At 59.8% G+C, this 14,418-nt stretch carries 15 protein-coding genes; 5 read left to right on the top strand and 10 right to left on the bottom strand.

The features are described from left to right. The 10 genes from pcaF to paaA all read right to left on the bottom strand — a co-directional run. On the bottom strand, window positions 1–1,122 hold a 1,122-nt coding region (gene pcaF / locus DEO48_RS02490; protein ID WP_109844270.1), incomplete at its 3' end, for a 3-oxoadipyl-CoA thiolase. Further along, window positions 1,115–1,543 (bottom strand): hydroxyphenylacetyl-CoA thioesterase PaaI, encoded by a 429-nt coding sequence (gene paaI, locus DEO48_RS02495; RefSeq protein WP_109844271.1) that lies wholly within the window; start codon window positions 1,541–1,543, stop codon window positions 1,115–1,117. The genes paaI and pcaF, both read right to left, overlap by 8 nt. Then, window positions 1,533–2,957 (bottom strand): 3-hydroxyacyl-CoA dehydrogenase PaaH, encoded by a 1,425-nt coding sequence (paaH, locus tag DEO48_RS02500; protein WP_109844272.1) that lies wholly within the window; start codon window positions 2,955–2,957, stop codon window positions 1,533–1,535. The genes paaI and paaH overlap by 11 nt, the downstream gene beginning before the upstream one ends. A 1-nt stretch (window position 2,958) precedes the next feature. Continuing rightward, window positions 2,959–3,747 (bottom strand): 2-(1,2-epoxy-1,2-dihydrophenyl)acetyl-CoA isomerase PaaG, encoded by a 789-nt coding sequence (gene paaG, locus DEO48_RS02505; RefSeq protein ID WP_109844273.1) that lies wholly within the window; start codon window positions 3,745–3,747, stop codon window positions 2,959–2,961. Beyond that, entirely contained in the window at window positions 3,747–4,514 is a 768-nt protein-coding gene (paaF, locus tag DEO48_RS02510) for a 2,3-dehydroadipyl-CoA hydratase PaaF (protein ID WP_047174259.1), read from the bottom strand. Before paaF ends, paaG begins: the two co-directional genes overlap by 1 nt. Further along, window positions 4,511–5,581, bottom strand: a complete 1,071-nt coding sequence (gene paaE, locus DEO48_RS02515) for a 1,2-phenylacetyl-CoA epoxidase subunit PaaE (RefSeq protein ID WP_109844274.1) — start codon at window positions 5,579–5,581, stop codon at window positions 4,511–4,513. The genes paaF and paaE overlap by 4 nt, the downstream gene beginning before the upstream one ends. A gap of 7 nt (window positions 5,582–5,588) precedes the next feature. Beyond that, a complete protein-coding gene (gene paaD / locus DEO48_RS02520; RefSeq protein WP_032657425.1) occupies window positions 5,589–6,086 on the bottom strand; it encodes a 1,2-phenylacetyl-CoA epoxidase subunit PaaD in 498 nt (165 codons plus the stop codon). 11 nt (window positions 6,087–6,097) lie between these two features. Further along, window positions 6,098–6,844, bottom strand: a complete 747-nt coding sequence (gene paaC, locus DEO48_RS02525; protein ID WP_109844275.1) for a 1,2-phenylacetyl-CoA epoxidase subunit PaaC — start codon at window positions 6,842–6,844, stop codon at window positions 6,098–6,100. A gap of 8 nt (window positions 6,845–6,852) precedes the next feature. Beyond that, window positions 6,853–7,140 carry a 1,2-phenylacetyl-CoA epoxidase subunit PaaB gene (paaB, locus tag DEO48_RS02530; RefSeq protein ID WP_003857353.1) on the bottom strand — a complete coding sequence of 96 codons (288 nt, stop codon included), beginning with the start codon at window positions 7,138–7,140 and terminating at the stop codon, window positions 6,853–6,855. A gap of 11 nt (window positions 7,141–7,151) precedes the next feature. Beyond that, on the bottom strand, window positions 7,152–8,081 hold the full coding sequence (gene paaA / locus DEO48_RS02535) for a 1,2-phenylacetyl-CoA epoxidase subunit PaaA (RefSeq protein WP_047749457.1): 930 nt from the start codon (window positions 8,079–8,081) through the stop codon (window positions 7,152–7,154). Window positions 8,082–8,365: 284 nt separating this feature from the next. Between paaA and paaZ the strand changes: the two genes are divergently transcribed. The 5 genes from paaZ to tynA all read left to right on the top strand — a co-directional run bounded on the left by paaZ (window position 8,366) and on the right by tynA (window position 14,305). Next, a complete protein-coding gene (paaZ, locus tag DEO48_RS02540; RefSeq protein ID WP_109844276.1) occupies window positions 8,366–10,411 on the top strand; it encodes a phenylacetic acid degradation bifunctional protein PaaZ in 2,046 nt (681 codons plus the stop codon). 196 nt (window positions 10,412–10,607) lie between these two features. Continuing rightward, window positions 10,608–11,090 carry an Hcp family type VI secretion system effector gene (locus DEO48_RS02545; protein ID WP_109844277.1) on the top strand — a complete coding sequence of 161 codons (483 nt, stop codon included), beginning with the start codon at window positions 10,608–10,610 and terminating at the stop codon, window positions 11,088–11,090. A gap of 110 nt (window positions 11,091–11,200) precedes the next feature. Next, window positions 11,201–11,497: a polymorphic toxin type 44 domain-containing protein gene (locus DEO48_RS02550; protein ID WP_223604042.1), complete on the top strand. Its 297-nt coding sequence runs from the start codon at window positions 11,201–11,203 to the stop codon at window positions 11,495–11,497. After that, complete coding sequence (locus DEO48_RS02555; RefSeq protein WP_045398970.1) at window positions 11,475–11,870, top strand: hypothetical protein; 396 nt, start codon at window positions 11,475–11,477, stop codon at window positions 11,868–11,870. The genes DEO48_RS02550 and DEO48_RS02555 overlap by 23 nt, the downstream gene beginning before the upstream one ends. A 161-nt stretch (window positions 11,871–12,031) precedes the next feature. Next, the gene (gene tynA, locus DEO48_RS02560; RefSeq protein ID WP_109844278.1) at window positions 12,032–14,305 is read left to right on the top strand and encodes a primary-amine oxidase; all 2,274 of its coding nucleotides are present in this window, start codon (window positions 12,032–12,034) and stop codon (window positions 14,303–14,305) included. The last annotated feature ends 113 nt before the right edge of the window (window positions 14,306–14,418 follow it).

The raw sequence follows: 14,418 nt of genomic DNA on the forward strand, positions 1-14,418 counted from the left end.
CAGTTCGTTGCTCGCGGCCAGCGCCAGCCTGGCGCCGCTCATGCCCAGCGGGTGGCCCAGCGCAATCGCGCCACCGTTCGGGTTAACGTGCGCGGCATCATCCGGCAGGCCCAGCTGACGCAGCACGCCCAGCGCCTGCGCGGCGAAAGCTTCGTTAAGCTCGATCACGTCCATATCGTTAATGCTGAGTCCGGCGCGCTCCAGCACCTTGCGAGTGGCGGGGACCGGACCGAGCCCCATCAGACGAGGCTCCACGCCCGCCGTCGCCATCGCCACGATCCGCGTGCGCGGGACCAATCCCTGCGCCAGCGCCATCTTCTCGCTGGCGACGATCAGCGCCGCAGCGCCGTCGTTGACGCCGGAGGCATTCCCCGCCGTGATCGCCCCGTTCTTACGAAACGGCGTTTTGAGCCCGGCGAGCTGTTCGAGCGTGGTGTCCGCGCGCGGATGTTCATCCACGCAGAACTCCGTGACCGCCCCTTTTTTGCCAGGCACCGGTACTGGCACAATCTCCTGCGCCAGAATGCCGTTCTGCTGCGCCTGCGCGGTACGCTGCTGGCTGCGCAGCGCGAACGCGTCCTGATCGGCACGGCTGATATTTAACAATTCAGCTACATTCTCTGCCGTTTCCGGCATACTGTCAGTTCCGAATTGCTGATGCATGAGCGGATTCACAAATCGCCAGCCGATGGTGGTATCAAAGATTTCCGCTTGACGCTGAAACGCGGCGGTGGCTTTGCCCATCACAAACGGCGCGCGCGACATCGACTCCACGCCGCCCGCGATCAGCAGCTCGCCATCGCCTGCCTTAATGGCGCGCGCCGCAAAACCAATCGCGTCAAGACCCGATCCGCACAGGCGGTTAATGGTGGTTCCGGACACCGTCTGCGGCAGCCCGGCCAGCAGGGACGACATGCGCGCTACGTTGCGGTTATCTTCCCCCGCCTGGTTGGCGCAGCCGAAAATCACGTCGTCGATCCGCTCGAGGTCGAGTTGGGGGTAGCGGGCCAGCAGCGCGCGCAGCGGCACGGCACCGAGATCGTCGGTTCGGACTGCGGCAAGCGCGCCGCCGTAGCGCCCCACCGGGGTTCGAACGCCATCACAAATAAATGCATCACGCATCTGCCTCTCCTGTCACGCTGCCGCCGATGCGGTGAGATTTCCCGCGAAAAAGGGCGACGGTTTTCTGTTGTTGGTTCTGGATTTCAATGTCGTACACGCCGGTCAGCTTGCCCTGGTGCATCACCCGCGCGGTGGCAGTGAGCGTGTCCCCGGCAAAGCCCGGACGCAGAAAATCAATCGAGCAGCCTGAGGCTACCGCCGCCAGCCCCTGGCTGTTGCAGGCGTAGGCAAAGGCGGTGTCTGCCAGCGAAAAAAGCTGTCCGCCGTGGCAGGTTTGGTGGCCGTTAAGCATCTGCGGGGTGATGGTCATGGTCACCACCGCGAAGCCTTCATCCATGTCGACAATGTCCATCCCCATCGCTTGCGCGCAGGCGTCCCGTTCGTACATCGCGCGGGCGTTATGCCAGGCGTTATGACTCATAGCTACTCTCCAGAAGCGCGCGCTGGCGCAGCAGTGAACAGGGGCGATAGCGCTCCTCGCCGTAATGACGCTGCAGGTTCTCCAGCAGCGTCAGCAGGCGCTGCCAGCCCAGCCGCTCGCCCCAGGCGATCGGCCCGCTCGGGTAGTTCACGCCCAGGCGCATGGCGGTATCGATGTCCTTTTCGCTGGCGACCCCTTTTTGCAGGGCATCCAGCGCTTCGTTGGCAATCATCGCCAGCGTGCGCCAGACCAGCAGGCCGGGATAATCGGCAATTTGCACCACCCGGTTACCCTGCTGCTGCAGGTAGCGGATGGCCTTTTGCGTCGCGGTGTGCGGGTTGCTGGCGGCCGACGCAATCACCGCCACGTCGTGCTCAATGCGGTCCACCACCACCACCGGGCCGTTGAGCCGCAGCGCCAGCGCCTGAGCGGTTTCGCCCTGCGTTTCGATCAGGTACACATCATCAATTTCAGTGACACCGTCACCTCTTCTTTCCACACGCATCGGGCTGTAGCTGTCGTTCACGGCCGGCACCCACTGCACGGCGGGTTTGTCACCCTGCCAGTCGTAGACGCCCTTCCCGCTCTTTTTGCCCAGCCTTCCCGCCAGCACCAGCTCCTGCTGCACCAGCGAAGGCAGAAAACGACGCTCCTGCCAGAAGGCGTTAAATACCGAGCAGGTCACCGCGAAATTCACGTCCTGACCAATCATGTCGGTCAGCTCCAGCGGCCCCATCGGGAAACCGCCGCCGTCGCGCAGGGCGGCATCAATCACCTCCGGCGGGGCGACCTGCTCTTCCAGCGCGCGCCAGGCCTCGGAATAAAACGGACGGGCGACGCGGTTGACGATGAACCCCGGCGTTGACTGGCAGCGAACGGGCTGTTTACCCCAGTTCAGCGCCAGCTCGCACAGCGCGTCGGCTACTTCCGGAGAGGTCGCCAGCCCGCTGACCACCTCCACCAGCTTCATCACCGGCGCCGGGTTAAAGAAGTGCAGCCCTGCGACGCGCTCCGGGTGGTGGACGTCCGCCGCAATCGCCGTGACGGAGATGGAAGAGGTATTGCTGGTCAGCACCGTCTGCGGCGGGCAGATCTCAGCCAGCTGAGCAAACAGCGCCTTTTTCACCTCCAGACGCTCGGAGGCCGCTTCTATGACCAGATCGGCCGCGGCGAGCGCCTCGATATCCGTGACCGGAAGCAGCCGGGCGAGGATCTGGCTCCCGGCATCGGCGGAGAGTTTTCCGCGCGTCACCCGGGAGGCCAGACGCTGGCGGATCCCGTCGATGGCCCGCGATATCGCGTCGCTGGAGATGTCGTAGATCAGCACCTGATGCCCATGGCTGGCGGCGACTTCGGCAATCCCTGCGCCCATCGTGCCGCTGCCAATCACGGCGACAGTCCGTATGTTCAGCATCTTATTTCCCCGTAAAGTTCGGCGCGCGCTTCGCCAGGAAGGCGCTGACGCCCTCGCGGTAGTCGTCGCTGCGCCCGGCCAGGCGCTGATAGTCGCGCTCCAGATCGAGCTGGGTGTCCAGGGTGTTGGTTTCCGCGGCGTTTATCGCCTGCTTGATCAGCCCCAGCCCGAAGGTCGGTTGAGACGCAAAGTGCAGCGCCATCTGCTGCGCGGTAGTGGAGAGCTGTTCGTCATCCACCACCTGCCAGATCATCCCCCAGGCCTGCGCCTGTTCGGCGCTGAGCTTGTCGCCGAGCAGCGCCAGCCCCATGGCGCGGGCGCGTCCGGCCACGCGCGGCAGCAGCCAGGTGCCGCCGCAGTCCGGCACAAGGCCGAGCTTGCTGAAGGCCATCACGAAGCTGGCGGAACGGGCGGCAATGACCATGTCACACCCCAGCGCCAGCGTGGCCCCCGCGCCGGCCGCCACGCCGTTAACGGCACAAATGACCGGTTTCGGCAGCTTTGCCAGGCGGCGCACCAGCGGGTTATAGAAGGTTTCAACGGACATCCCCAGATCCGGCGCCGGGCCGTTGGGGTCGACGTTGCGGTCGTTCAGATCCTGACCGGCGCAAAAGCCGCGTCCCGCCCCGGTGATCAGCAGGCAGCGAACGGTGTCATCACGCTCGGCCTGTTTCAGGCACTCGGCAAGCTGCTGGTGCATCACGTCGTTAAAGCTGTTCAGACGCTCCGGACGGTTCAGCGTAATGGTCATTACGCCCTGCTCAACATGACTGAGAATACATTCCACAATTAGCGTCCTTTAAAGTCGGGGGTGCGTTTTTGTAAGAAGGCGTCGATGCCTTCCCGGCGGTCTTCGGTGGCAGAAAGCAGCGTAAACAGCTGGCGCTCCTGGGCCAGACCGGCCTGGAGCGGCACCTCCTGAGACTGGCGCAGCGCCTGTTTCGCCGCCTGCAGCGCCAGCGGAGAGTGGCGCGCCATCAGCGCCGCCTGCTTCAGGGCATACTCCAGCGTCAGCGCTGGTGGGAAGACGTCGCTCACCAGCCCGGCGCTCAGCGCCTGCTGCGCGGAGATACTCTCGCCGGTCAGCACCATTTTGCTGGCAAGGGATTTACCGACGCTGCGAATCAGACGCTGGGTGCCGCCCGCGCCGGGCATAATGCCCAGCGTAATTTCCGGCAGGCCAAAGCGGGCGTTATCGCCAGCAACGATCGCGTCGCACAGCAGCGCCAGCTCGCAGCCTGCGCCCAGCGCGAAGCCGTTCACGGCGGCAATCAGCGGTTTAGGAAAAGCGTTAATCCGCGCCCACAGCTGCGGGCGAATATCGTTCAGCGTGGCGGGCAGGTCTTTCTCCGCCATTTCGTTGAGATCGGCCCCGGCGGCAAAGCAGCGCTCGCTGCCGTAAATCACGCAGACGGAAATCTCGATGTCAGAAGCCGCGGCCTCCAGCTGTTCCGCAAGCTGCGTCAACAGCGCATTGTTGAGGGCGTTGCGCGCCGCCGGACGGTTTAGCGTCAGCTGCAGCACGCGGCCATGACGGGTAACAGTCAGTTCGCTCATGCCATCCCCTTCGCGTCGAAGTCGACAATCACGTCGGCGGTTAACGGCAGCGACTGGCAGCTCAGCACGTATCCGGCGGCCAGCTCGTCCGGCTCCAGGCTGTAGTTGGTCGCCATATCCACCTTCCCGCGCAGCACTTTGCATTTACAGGTGGCGCACACGCCGCCCTTGCAGGCATACGGAAGATCCGCCCCCTGACGCAGGGCGGCATCCAGGATGCTTTCGTCGTCCGCCGTCAGGGTGATTTCGCGATCGCGCCCGTCCTGGCGCACGGTCACTTTTTGTCCTTCCGCCTGGACGTGCACCGCGCGTTTAGCGGTGGTCCCCGGGGTGTTAAAGCGCTCAAGGTGAATGGATTTGTCCGGCATCCCCAGCGCCTTCAGCGTCGCTTCGGCGTCGTCCATCATCGCCGACGGGCCGCAGATAAACGCCTCGTCGTACTGGCGGAAGTTAATCAGGGTTTTCGCCAGCGCCTGCAGCTTTTCCCCGTCGATGCGGCCAAAGAGCAGATCGCTGTCCAGCCGCTCCTGGCTGAAGATAGAGACCAGCTGCAGCCGCTGCGTGTACTTGTCCTTCAGGTCCGCCAGCGCCTGGCGGAACATCATGCTCTGGCTGCTGCGGTTGCCGTAGATCAGGGTGAAATGGCTGTTCGGCTCGGTCGCCAGCGTCGCGGAGATAATCGCCAGCATCGGGGTGATCCCGGAGCCTGCCGCAATTGCCAGATAGTGGCCTTCGCGTTCGGCCCGCGGCTGGTAGCCAAACTGTCCCTGAGGAACCATTACCTCCAGCGCCATGCCCGCTTTGATCTCATCCCGGGCATAGCGGGAAAAGCGCCCGCCTTCAATCGCCTTGACCGCCACGCTGATTTCGCCCGGGGCGGTACTCCGGCAGATGGAGTAGCAGCGGCGCAGCTCGTCCCCGTCAAGCTTCGTTTTTAAGGTCAGGTGCTGGCCGGGACGGAAGCGGTAGGCCTCCTGCAGCGCCTGCGGCACTGCGAAGGTGATAGTCACCGCGTCGCGGGTTTCGGGTTCCACTTTTGCCACTGTTAATGAATGAAACGTTGTCATGGCAGCCTCAAATACATTTGAAATAGTCGAAGGGCTCGCGGCAGGTGTTGCAGCGGTAGAGCGCTTTGCAGGCCGTCGAACCAAATTCACTGATAAGCGAGGTGTCGGTGCTGGCGCAGCGCGGACAGCTCACCTCTGCCGGAACGTGTGCGTGGCAGCTATGCCCCACGGGCGGGCTGATGCCGTACGCCCGCAGGCGCTCGCGCGCGTCGGCGGTCATCCAGTCGGTGGTCCAGGCGGGTTCAAGCTGGAGCACAATGTGTACCGGAGTAAAGCCGTTCGCGGTCATCGCGTCGCGGATCGCCCCCAGCAGATGTTCCGTCGCCGGACAGCCCGAGTAGGTCGGCGTAAAGCCAATGACCCAGCCTTCCCCCTGCGCCTTCACGCTGCGCACCATGCCTAAATCGGTGATGGTTAATACCGGCACTTCCGGGTCCGGGATCTGGCTGAGCAGCGACCAGATCTGCGGGATTTGCGCGGGCGCGATGTCGACGAGGCGTTGCATAGCGTTCTCCTTTACCACTGCTGACCGGGATACGCGCGCTGGAGATACTGCATTTCCGCCAGCATCGGGCCCAGATGTTCGGTATGCAGCCCCCTCTTGCCCCCGGTGCGGTACGCCACCTCTGCGGGAACCTGCAGGCAGGCCTCATTGAGACCGGCAAAGACTTCGCTTTCCCACGGCTGACGCAGGAGGCGCGGGTCAACCGCCACGCCGGACTCAATCAGCTCCCGCTCGACGTCATCGGCTTCAAACAGCTCGGCCGTAAAACGCCACAGGTTGTCGATGGCCTGCTGCATTTTTTGCGCGGACGTTTCGGTCCCGTCGCCCAGACGCACCAGCCAGCCGCGGCTGAAGCGCAGGTGGTAGCGCGCCTCTTTAACCGCTTTGGCGGCAATGGCGGCAAGCTGGCCGTCGCGGCTTTGGGTCAGGCGTTCATACAGCGCCACGTTCCAGGCATCCATCAGGTACTGGCGGGCAATGGTGTCGGCGAAGCTGCCGTTCGGCTGCTCCACCAGCAGGACGTTGCGGAACTGGCGCTCGTCGCGGCCAAACGCCAGCGTGTCTTCATCGCCCTGGCCTTCCTGCTCCGCGGCATAGGTCAGGAAATTGCGCGCCTGTCCCAGCAGGTCGAGGCCGATATTGGCGAGCGCGAGATCGATCTCCAGCTCCGGCGCGTGGCCGCACCAGGCGCCGAGACGCTGGGAAAGCACCAGACCGTTGTCGCCCAGACGCAGGGCATAGGCAGTCACTGAATTCATTCTTTGCCTCACATATGCTCGATGCCGTCGGGGATGGTGTAGAACGTCGGGTGGCGGTAAACCTTGCTTTCCGCCGGGTCGAAGAACTCACCGCTCTCTTCCGGCTGGGAGGCGACAATCTCGCTCGCCTTAACCACCCAGATAGAACACCCTTCGCTGCGGCGGGTGTAGGCGTCGCGCGCATTTTCCAGCGCCATGCGATCGTCGGCGGCATGCAGACTGCCCACGTGACGGTGGGATAATCCTTGTTTGCTGCGTACGAATACTTCGTACAGCGGCCAGTAGACGTTGCTCATCGTGATTCCTCTTAAGCCACTTTGCGGGCGTGTTGTTTTTCCGCGTGCGCCAGTGCGGCTTCGCGCACCCACGCCCCCTCTTCCCAGGCTTTACGTTTCGCGGCCAGGCGCTCGTGGTTGCAGATGCCGCGCCCGTTAATGACCTCGTCAAACTCCTGCCAGTCAATCTCGCCGAAGCGATAATGACCGCTCTCTTCATCAAATCGCAGGTCGGGATCCGGCACCGTCATGCCCAGCATCTCCACCTGCGGCACCGTGTTGTCGACAAAGCGCTGGCGAAGCTCGTCATTGCCGAAGCGTTTGATTTTCCAGGCCAGGCTGCGGGCGCTGTTCGGCGAGTTGTCGTCGTTCGGCCCGAACATCATCAGCGCCGGCCACCAGAAGCGGTTGATGGCGTCCTGCAGCATCTGACGCTGGGCCTCGCTGCCCTGCGCCAGCGCCATGCAGGCCTCAAAGCCCTGGCGCTGGTGGAAGCTCTCTTCTTTACAGATTTTCACCATCGCGCGGGCATACGGACCGTAGGAGGTGCGGCACAGCGCCACCTGGTTGACGATGGCCGCGCCATCCACCAGCCAGCCAATCACGCCGATATCGGCCCAGCTCAGGGTCGGATAGTTGAAGATGGAGGAGTATTTCATCCTGCCGTCAAGCATCTTCTGGTAGATGTCTTCCCGCGCGCAGCCCAGCGTTTCCGCCGCGCTGTAGAGGTAGAGCCCGTGCCCGGCTTCGTCCTGCACCTTCGCCAGCAGGATCGCTTTTCGGCGCAGCGTCGGCGCGCGGGCGATCCAGTTCCCTTCCGGCAGCATGCCGACAATTTCGGAGTGCGCATGCTGACCAATCTGACGGATCAACGTCTTACGGTAGGCGTCAGGCATCCAGTCCTGAGGCTCAATCGCCGTCTCCTGCGCTATGCGCTGCTCAAACCGTTGTTCTTGCGTCACGTCATCACCTTTATGATTCGTTAGTTTGCAAATTAAAGCGTAATGTTGAATCACTTTGTTTTTTAAAAGTTACACAAAGGTTAAATATAACCCCAAGAATTGTTTCCTGATTATGTGACACTGCTCGCAAGGCTTTTACTACAGGCGCGCTGGAGAGCGTCCTGGCGCGCCGCGTTTCATCAGAGCGGATCACAATGTTAACAATTCATTAAAACTCAGCTTGATTTTTATGATTCATGATCAAACTATTAATGGGTAAATTACGTAACATTTGGAGATAAGCGATGCAGCAGTTAGCCAGCTTCTTATCCGGTACCTGGCAGTCTGGCCGGGGCCGCGAACGCACTATTCATCACGCCATCAGTGGCGAAGCGCTGTGGAGCGTGACCAGCGAAGGGCTGGACATGGCGGCCGCCCGTCGCTATGCGATTGAGCGCGGCGGCGAAGCGCTTCACGAGATGACCTTTATCGAACGTGCGGCCATGCTGAAGGCGGTGGCAAAGCACCTGCTTAGCGAGAAAGAGACGTTTTATGCCCTGTCAGCTCAGACGGGCGCAACGAAGGCGGACAGCTGGGTGGATATTGAAGGCGGCATTGGCACCCTCTTCACATACGCCAGCCTGGGCAGCCGCGAGCTGCCGGATGACACGCTGTGGCCGGAAGACGAGTTAATCCCGCTGTCGAAAGAAGGCGGCTTTGCGGCGCGCCACGTCCTCACCTCCAAATCCGGGGTGGCGGTGCACATCAACGCCTTTAACTTCCCCTGCTGGGGGATGCTGGAAAAACTGGCACCAACCTGGCTTGCCGGCATGCCCGCCATCATTAAACCCGCTACCGCGACCGCGCAGGTGACGCAGGCGATGGTGAAATCCATCGTGGACAGCGGACTGGTGCCGGACGGCGCCATCAGCCTGATCTGCGGCGGCGCGGGGGATCTGCTCGACCAGCTCGACAGCCAGGACGTGGTGACCTTTACCGGCTCCGCCAGCACCGGGCAAAGCCTGCGCGTGCACCCGAATATTGTGGCGAATTCGATTCCGTTCACCATGGAGGCCGACTCCCTGAACTGCTGCGTGCTGGGGGAAGACGTCTCGCCGGAACAGCCGGAGTTTGCGCTGTTCGTCCGGGAAGTGGTCCGCGAGATGACCGCTAAGGCCGGGCAAAAATGTACGGCCATTCGCCGGATTATCGTCCCGCAAAACCAGATTGACGCGGTGAGCCAGGAGCTGATTGCCCGCCTGGAAAAAGTGGTGGTGGGCGACCCGGCGCAGGAAGGGGTGAAGATGGGTGCGCTGGTCAACGCCGAACAGCGCGCGGACGTGCAGGAGAAAGTGAATCAGCTGATCGCCGCTGGCTGCCAGATCCGTCTGGGTGGCAAAGCGGATCTGCAGGCCCCGGGCGCGTTCTTCCCACCGACCCTGCTGTTCTGCCCGCAGCCGGACGAAACCCCGGCGGTGCACTCAACCGAAGCCTTCGGACCGGTTGCGACGCTGATGCCGTATCGCAACGCGCGCCACGCGATGCAGCTTGCCCGCGCGGGCGGCGGCAGCCTGGCGGGTACGCTGGTCACCGCCGATTCGGTGATTGCCCGCCAGTTTATTGCCGGCGCGGCGCGCGCCCACGGGCGCATTCAGATCCTTAACGAGGAATCATCAAAAGAGTCTACCGGCCACGGCTCCCCGCTGCCTCAGCTGGTGCACGGCGGCCCGGGCCGCGCGGGCGGCGGCGAAGAGCTGGGCGGCCTGCGCGCGGTGAAGCACTACCTGCAGCGCACCGCGATTCAGGGCAGCCCGACGATGCTGGCCGCCATTGGCAAACAGTGGGTGCGTGGCGCAGCGGTGCAGGAAGATCGCGTGCATCCGTTCCGCAAATACTTTGAAGAGCTACAGCCGGGCGACAGCCTGCTGACGCCGCGCCGCACCCTCACGGAAGCGGACATTGTGAACTTTGCCTGCCTGAGCGGGGACCACTTCTACGCCCATATGGACAAGATCGGCGCGGCAGAGTCGATCTTCGGCGAGCGCGTGGTGCACGGCTACTTCCTGATCTCCGCTGCGGCGGGACTGTTTGTTGATGCAGGCGTCGGGCCGGTTATTGCTAACTACGGCATGGAAAACCTGCGCTTTATCGAGCCGGTTAAGCCGGGCGATACCATTCAGGTGCGTCTGACCTGCAAACGTAAAACGCTGAAGAAACAGCGTACCGAGGAGGAAAAACCGACCGGCGTGGTGGAGTGGGCGGTTGAGATCTTCAACCAGCACCAGCAGGCCGTGGCGCTCTACTCCATCCTGACGCTGGTGGCGCGCCAGCAGGGGGATATTTTATCTTGAGCCTTAACTCTTAATCCGCTGATGTGTTGCGTTAAGAGAAAACATAAACTGGATGGCATTGGGAGACCAAACCATCCAGCCTGGTCTGGATAAGTTACAACCAGAAACAGTAATCGAATTGACCATATTATTATCAAGGCTATTATTTTCTGACGTGAATATTTTCAAGTGCAATTACATGGAAGGTTAATTGAATATGGCAATACCCGTATATCTTTTCTTAACGGACGACGGCGGCGCAAAAATCACAGGCTCAGTGGATATTCGTGACCGCGAGGGAAGCATTGAAGTCACCGGCTTTACCCATAACCTCCGCCTGCCAACGGATCCTTTGACCGGTAAAATCACCAGCAAACGCAACCATGCGCCAATCGTTTTTCAAAAGGAAATTGATTCATCTTCTCCTTACCTGATGAAAGCCGTTGCTACTGGGCAAACCCTCAAAACAGCGGAATTCAGGTGGTATCGCATAAATGACGCTGGTCAAGAGGCAGAATATTACAATATGCATCTCGATAATGTTCGCGTCGTTTCCGTTACGCCATTGATGCATGACACTAAAGACCCGACGAAAGAAAAACACAATCATCTTGAAGTCGTTGAGCTACGGTACGACAAAATAACCTGGACATATTGCGACGGTAATTTGCGATTCGCCGATAGCTGGGCAGAGCGTTAACTATGCGTGTGCCTTCATATTCTACTCCATACGATATTGCTTCATTTTCGCCCCCGGGCGTTGACGTTGTCAGCCATATGGTCATCGCTCGATTTCATGGCGGTCCCTCAATGATGACGTACATCTGGTTTTATCAAATGGTGAGAAATCATGGCCCGTGGGACTATAAGCAAGGCCGTTCGCAATACGCTAACTTTGGAAATTTTCATTACGGTGCGGTTGGCGCGGCGGCGGGCATTCCTGATGGAGTGCTGCTACGCGGTGCAGGTACTGCGCAGATCCTTGCTGGCACAAGCGATCCGGTAGAATTTGCTAAATATCATGGTGCCAGTGCTTATGGAGATGACCCTGTTGATCAATTATGGATTAGGGCAGGAATAGATTATGCACGACGTTCGGGATTTTAACTGGCGAATCGTAGTGGCGGTTGTCATTTTTCTGGGGTTTATCTTATACCCTTTCCGCGATCTGTTTACCGTGTATGAAAAATTTCAGGAAAAAATTATCGTTAATGATCGTTTAGCTCTCTACATAACCCAGGTTGAAGCGAGTTCTTTATCCAGAGATACGTTTCACTTTTATCTCTATGATGCGAAAAAAAGCACTGAAGATTTTATGTCTCACGTATCAGATATCAAACCTGTCATGGTTACCAACGATGCTAAAGCCACAGCAACGGTAACAAACGGAGATATTTATCTCCGCGTTCGCGGAAATATTTACTCTTTCACTACAGTTGGGTTCGACGTGCGTATTTATCTGGATAGATCACCTTACTGATCCCATGAAGCCTCTATCTCGGGGATGTGACGTATCCCCGCTCTTTTTTTAACCTGGCAAGACTGGCAAATAACCTGGCAGATGCAGGCAAACGCTTTTCTCATGGGCCTGTCAGGATAAGACTGTCACAACACAATAAACACAACAAGATGAGGTCTACGATGGGAAGCAATTCTTCTTTTTCTGCCCGTAGAACGGCGCTGGCCATGGCCGTTGCGCTGTGTTGCGCCTGGCAATCCCCTGTTTTCGCCCACGGCAGTGAGGCGCATATGGTCCCGATGGACAAAACACTGCAGGACTTTGGCGCGGACGTTCAGTGGGATGATTACGCACAGATGTTCATCATTGCGAAAGACGGTGCCTTTGTGAAGGTCAAACCGGGCGCAAAAACCGCCATCGTCAACGGTAAAACCCTCAAGCTGGAAGTGCCGGTGGTGATGAAAGGCAAGAAAGCCTTTATTTCCGATACCTTCATCAACGATGTTTTCCAGTCCGGCCTTGACCAGACCTTCCAGGTTGAAAAACGCCCTCACCCGTTAAACGCGCTAACGGCGGACGAAATAAAGCAAGCCGTTGAGATTGTGAAAGCCTCGGCGGACTTTAAACCGAATACCCGCTTTACCCAGATCGCCCTGGCAGAGCCCGAGAAAGCCAAAGTGTGGGACTTTGTGCTTAACGGTACGGCAGTGGATGCCCCTCGCCAGGCGAAGATCGTCATGCTCGATGGCAAGCACGTTGTCGAAAGCGTGGTAGACCTGAAGGATAAAAAAATCCTGCGCTGGGAACCGGTAAAAGACGCGCACGGCATGGTGCTGCTGGATGATTTCACCGCGGTTCAGCAGATCATCAACGAAAGCACCGAGTTCGCCGAGGTGCTTAAAAAACACGGCATCACCGACCCGAAAAAAGTGATTACCACGCCGCTGACCGTCGGCTATTTCGACGGTAAAGACGGCCTGAAGCAGGAAGATCGCCTGCTGAAGGTGGTGAGCTACCTGGACGTGGGCGACGGCAACTACTGGGCGCACCCGATTGAGAACCTGGTGGCCGTGGTCGATCTTGAACAGAAAAAGATCCAGAAGATTGAAGAAGGCGCCGTTGTTCCGGTTCCCATGACCCCGCGTCCCTATGATGGACGCGACCGCGTTGAGACGCCGAAAAAACCGCTCAACATCACTGAGCCGGAAGGCAAGAACTACACCATCACCGGCGATATGGTGCACTGGCAGAACTGGGATTTCCACCTGAGCCTGGACTCCCGCGTCGGCCCGATGATTTCAACCGTCACCTATAACGACAACGGCAAAAAGCGCCAGGTGATGTATCAGGGGTCGCTCGGCGGCATGATCGTCCCTTATGGTGATCCGGACGTGGGCTGGTACTTTAAAGCCTATCTCGACTCCGGCGACTACGGTATGGGCACCCTGACCTCACCGCTGGTGCGCGGTAAAGACGTGCCGTCCAACGCCGTGATGCTCAATGAAACAATCCCGGATTATACCGGCGCGCCGATGGAGATCCCGCGCGCGATCGCCATTTTCGAACGCTACGCCGGTCCGGAATACAAACATCAGGAGATGGGCCAGCCAAACGTCAGCACCGAGCGCCGCGAGCTGGTGGTGCGCTGGGTGAGTACCGTGGGCAACTACGATTACATCTTTGACTGGGTGTTCCATGAAAATGGCACCATCGGCATTGACGCCGGCGCAACGGGTATCGAGGCGGTGAAAGGCGTTCAGGCGAAAACCATGCACGACGCCACCGCCAAAGACGACACAAAATACGGCACGCTGATCGACCATAACATCGTGGGCACCACGCACCAGCACATCTACAACTTCCGTCTTGATATGGACGTGGACGGCATCAATAACAAGCTGGTGGCGATGGATCCGGAAGTGAAGCCGAATACCGCCGGGGGCCCGCGCACCAGCACCATGCAGATCAATCAGTACGATATTAATACCGAGCAGCAGGCGGCGCAGAAGTTCGACCCGGGCACCATTCGGCTGCTGAGCAACACCAGTAAAGAGAACCGCATGGGCAACCCGGTCTCGTACCAGATTATTCCTTACGCGGGCGGTACGCACCCGGTGGCGACCGGCGCGAAATTTGCCCCGGACGAGTGGATTTACCATCGCCTGAGCTTTATGGACAAACAGCTGTGGGTGACCCGTTACCACCCGGATGAGCTCTACCCTGAAGGAAAATTCCCGAACCGCTCCATCCACGACACGGGCCTGGGGCAGTACAGCAAAGATAACGAGTCGCTTAACGACCAGGACGACGTGGTCTGGATGACCACCGGCACCACCCACGTCGCCCGCGCGGAGGAGTGGCCGATCATGCCGACGGAATGGGTGCATACCCTGCTTAAACCGTGGAACTTCTTTGACGAGACGCCAACGCTCGGGAAGAAGAAAGACGAAAAATAACCACCCGCCGGGCAATTGCCCGGTTTTTTTTGCCCCAGCGTTTGAGGATCGTCCTGGCTTGCTTATAGTTACTGATATCTCACCTGCATGATTTATCCCCCGGACGGGAAAGG

The sequence above is a fragment of the Enterobacter sp. CGMCC 5087 genome, from assembly GCF_003144775.1.
Taxonomy (GTDB): Bacteria; Pseudomonadota; Gammaproteobacteria; order Enterobacterales; family Enterobacteriaceae; genus Enterobacter; species Enterobacter cloacae_M.

Coding starts and splice junctions, on each gene's coding strand:
- paaI (WP_109844271.1), bottom strand. CDS start 1,543: ATGAGTCATAACGCCTGGCATAACGCCCGCGCGATGTACGAACGGGAC.
- paaH (WP_109844272.1), bottom strand. CDS start 2,957: ATGCTGAACATACGGACTGTCGCCGTGATTGGCAGCGGCACGATGGGC.
- paaF (WP_047174259.1), bottom strand. CDS start 4,514: ATGAGCGAACTGACTGTTACCCGTCATGGCCGCGTGCTGCAGCTGACG.
- paaE (WP_109844274.1), bottom strand. CDS start 5,581: ATGACAACGTTTCATTCATTAACAGTGGCAAAAGTGGAACCCGAAACC.
- paaD (WP_032657425.1), bottom strand. CDS start 6,086: ATGCAACGCCTCGTCGACATCGCGCCCGCGCAAATCCCGCAGATCTGG.
- paaC (WP_109844275.1), bottom strand. CDS start 6,844: ATGAATTCAGTGACTGCCTATGCCCTGCGTCTGGGCGACAACGGTCTG.
- paaB (WP_003857353.1), bottom strand. CDS start 7,140: ATGAGCAACGTCTACTGGCCGCTGTACGAAGTATTCGTACGCAGCAAA.
- paaZ (WP_109844276.1), top strand. CDS start 8,366: ATGCAGCAGTTAGCCAGCTTCTTATCCGGTACCTGGCAGTCTGGCCGG.
- DEO48_RS02545 (WP_109844277.1), top strand. CDS start 10,608: ATGGCAATACCCGTATATCTTTTCTTAACGGACGACGGCGGCGCAAAA.
- DEO48_RS02550 (WP_223604042.1), top strand. CDS start 11,201: ATGATGACGTACATCTGGTTTTATCAAATGGTGAGAAATCATGGCCCG.
- DEO48_RS02555 (WP_045398970.1), top strand. CDS start 11,475: ATGCACGACGTTCGGGATTTTAACTGGCGAATCGTAGTGGCGGTTGTC.
- tynA (WP_109844278.1), top strand. CDS start 12,032: ATGGGAAGCAATTCTTCTTTTTCTGCCCGTAGAACGGCGCTGGCCATG.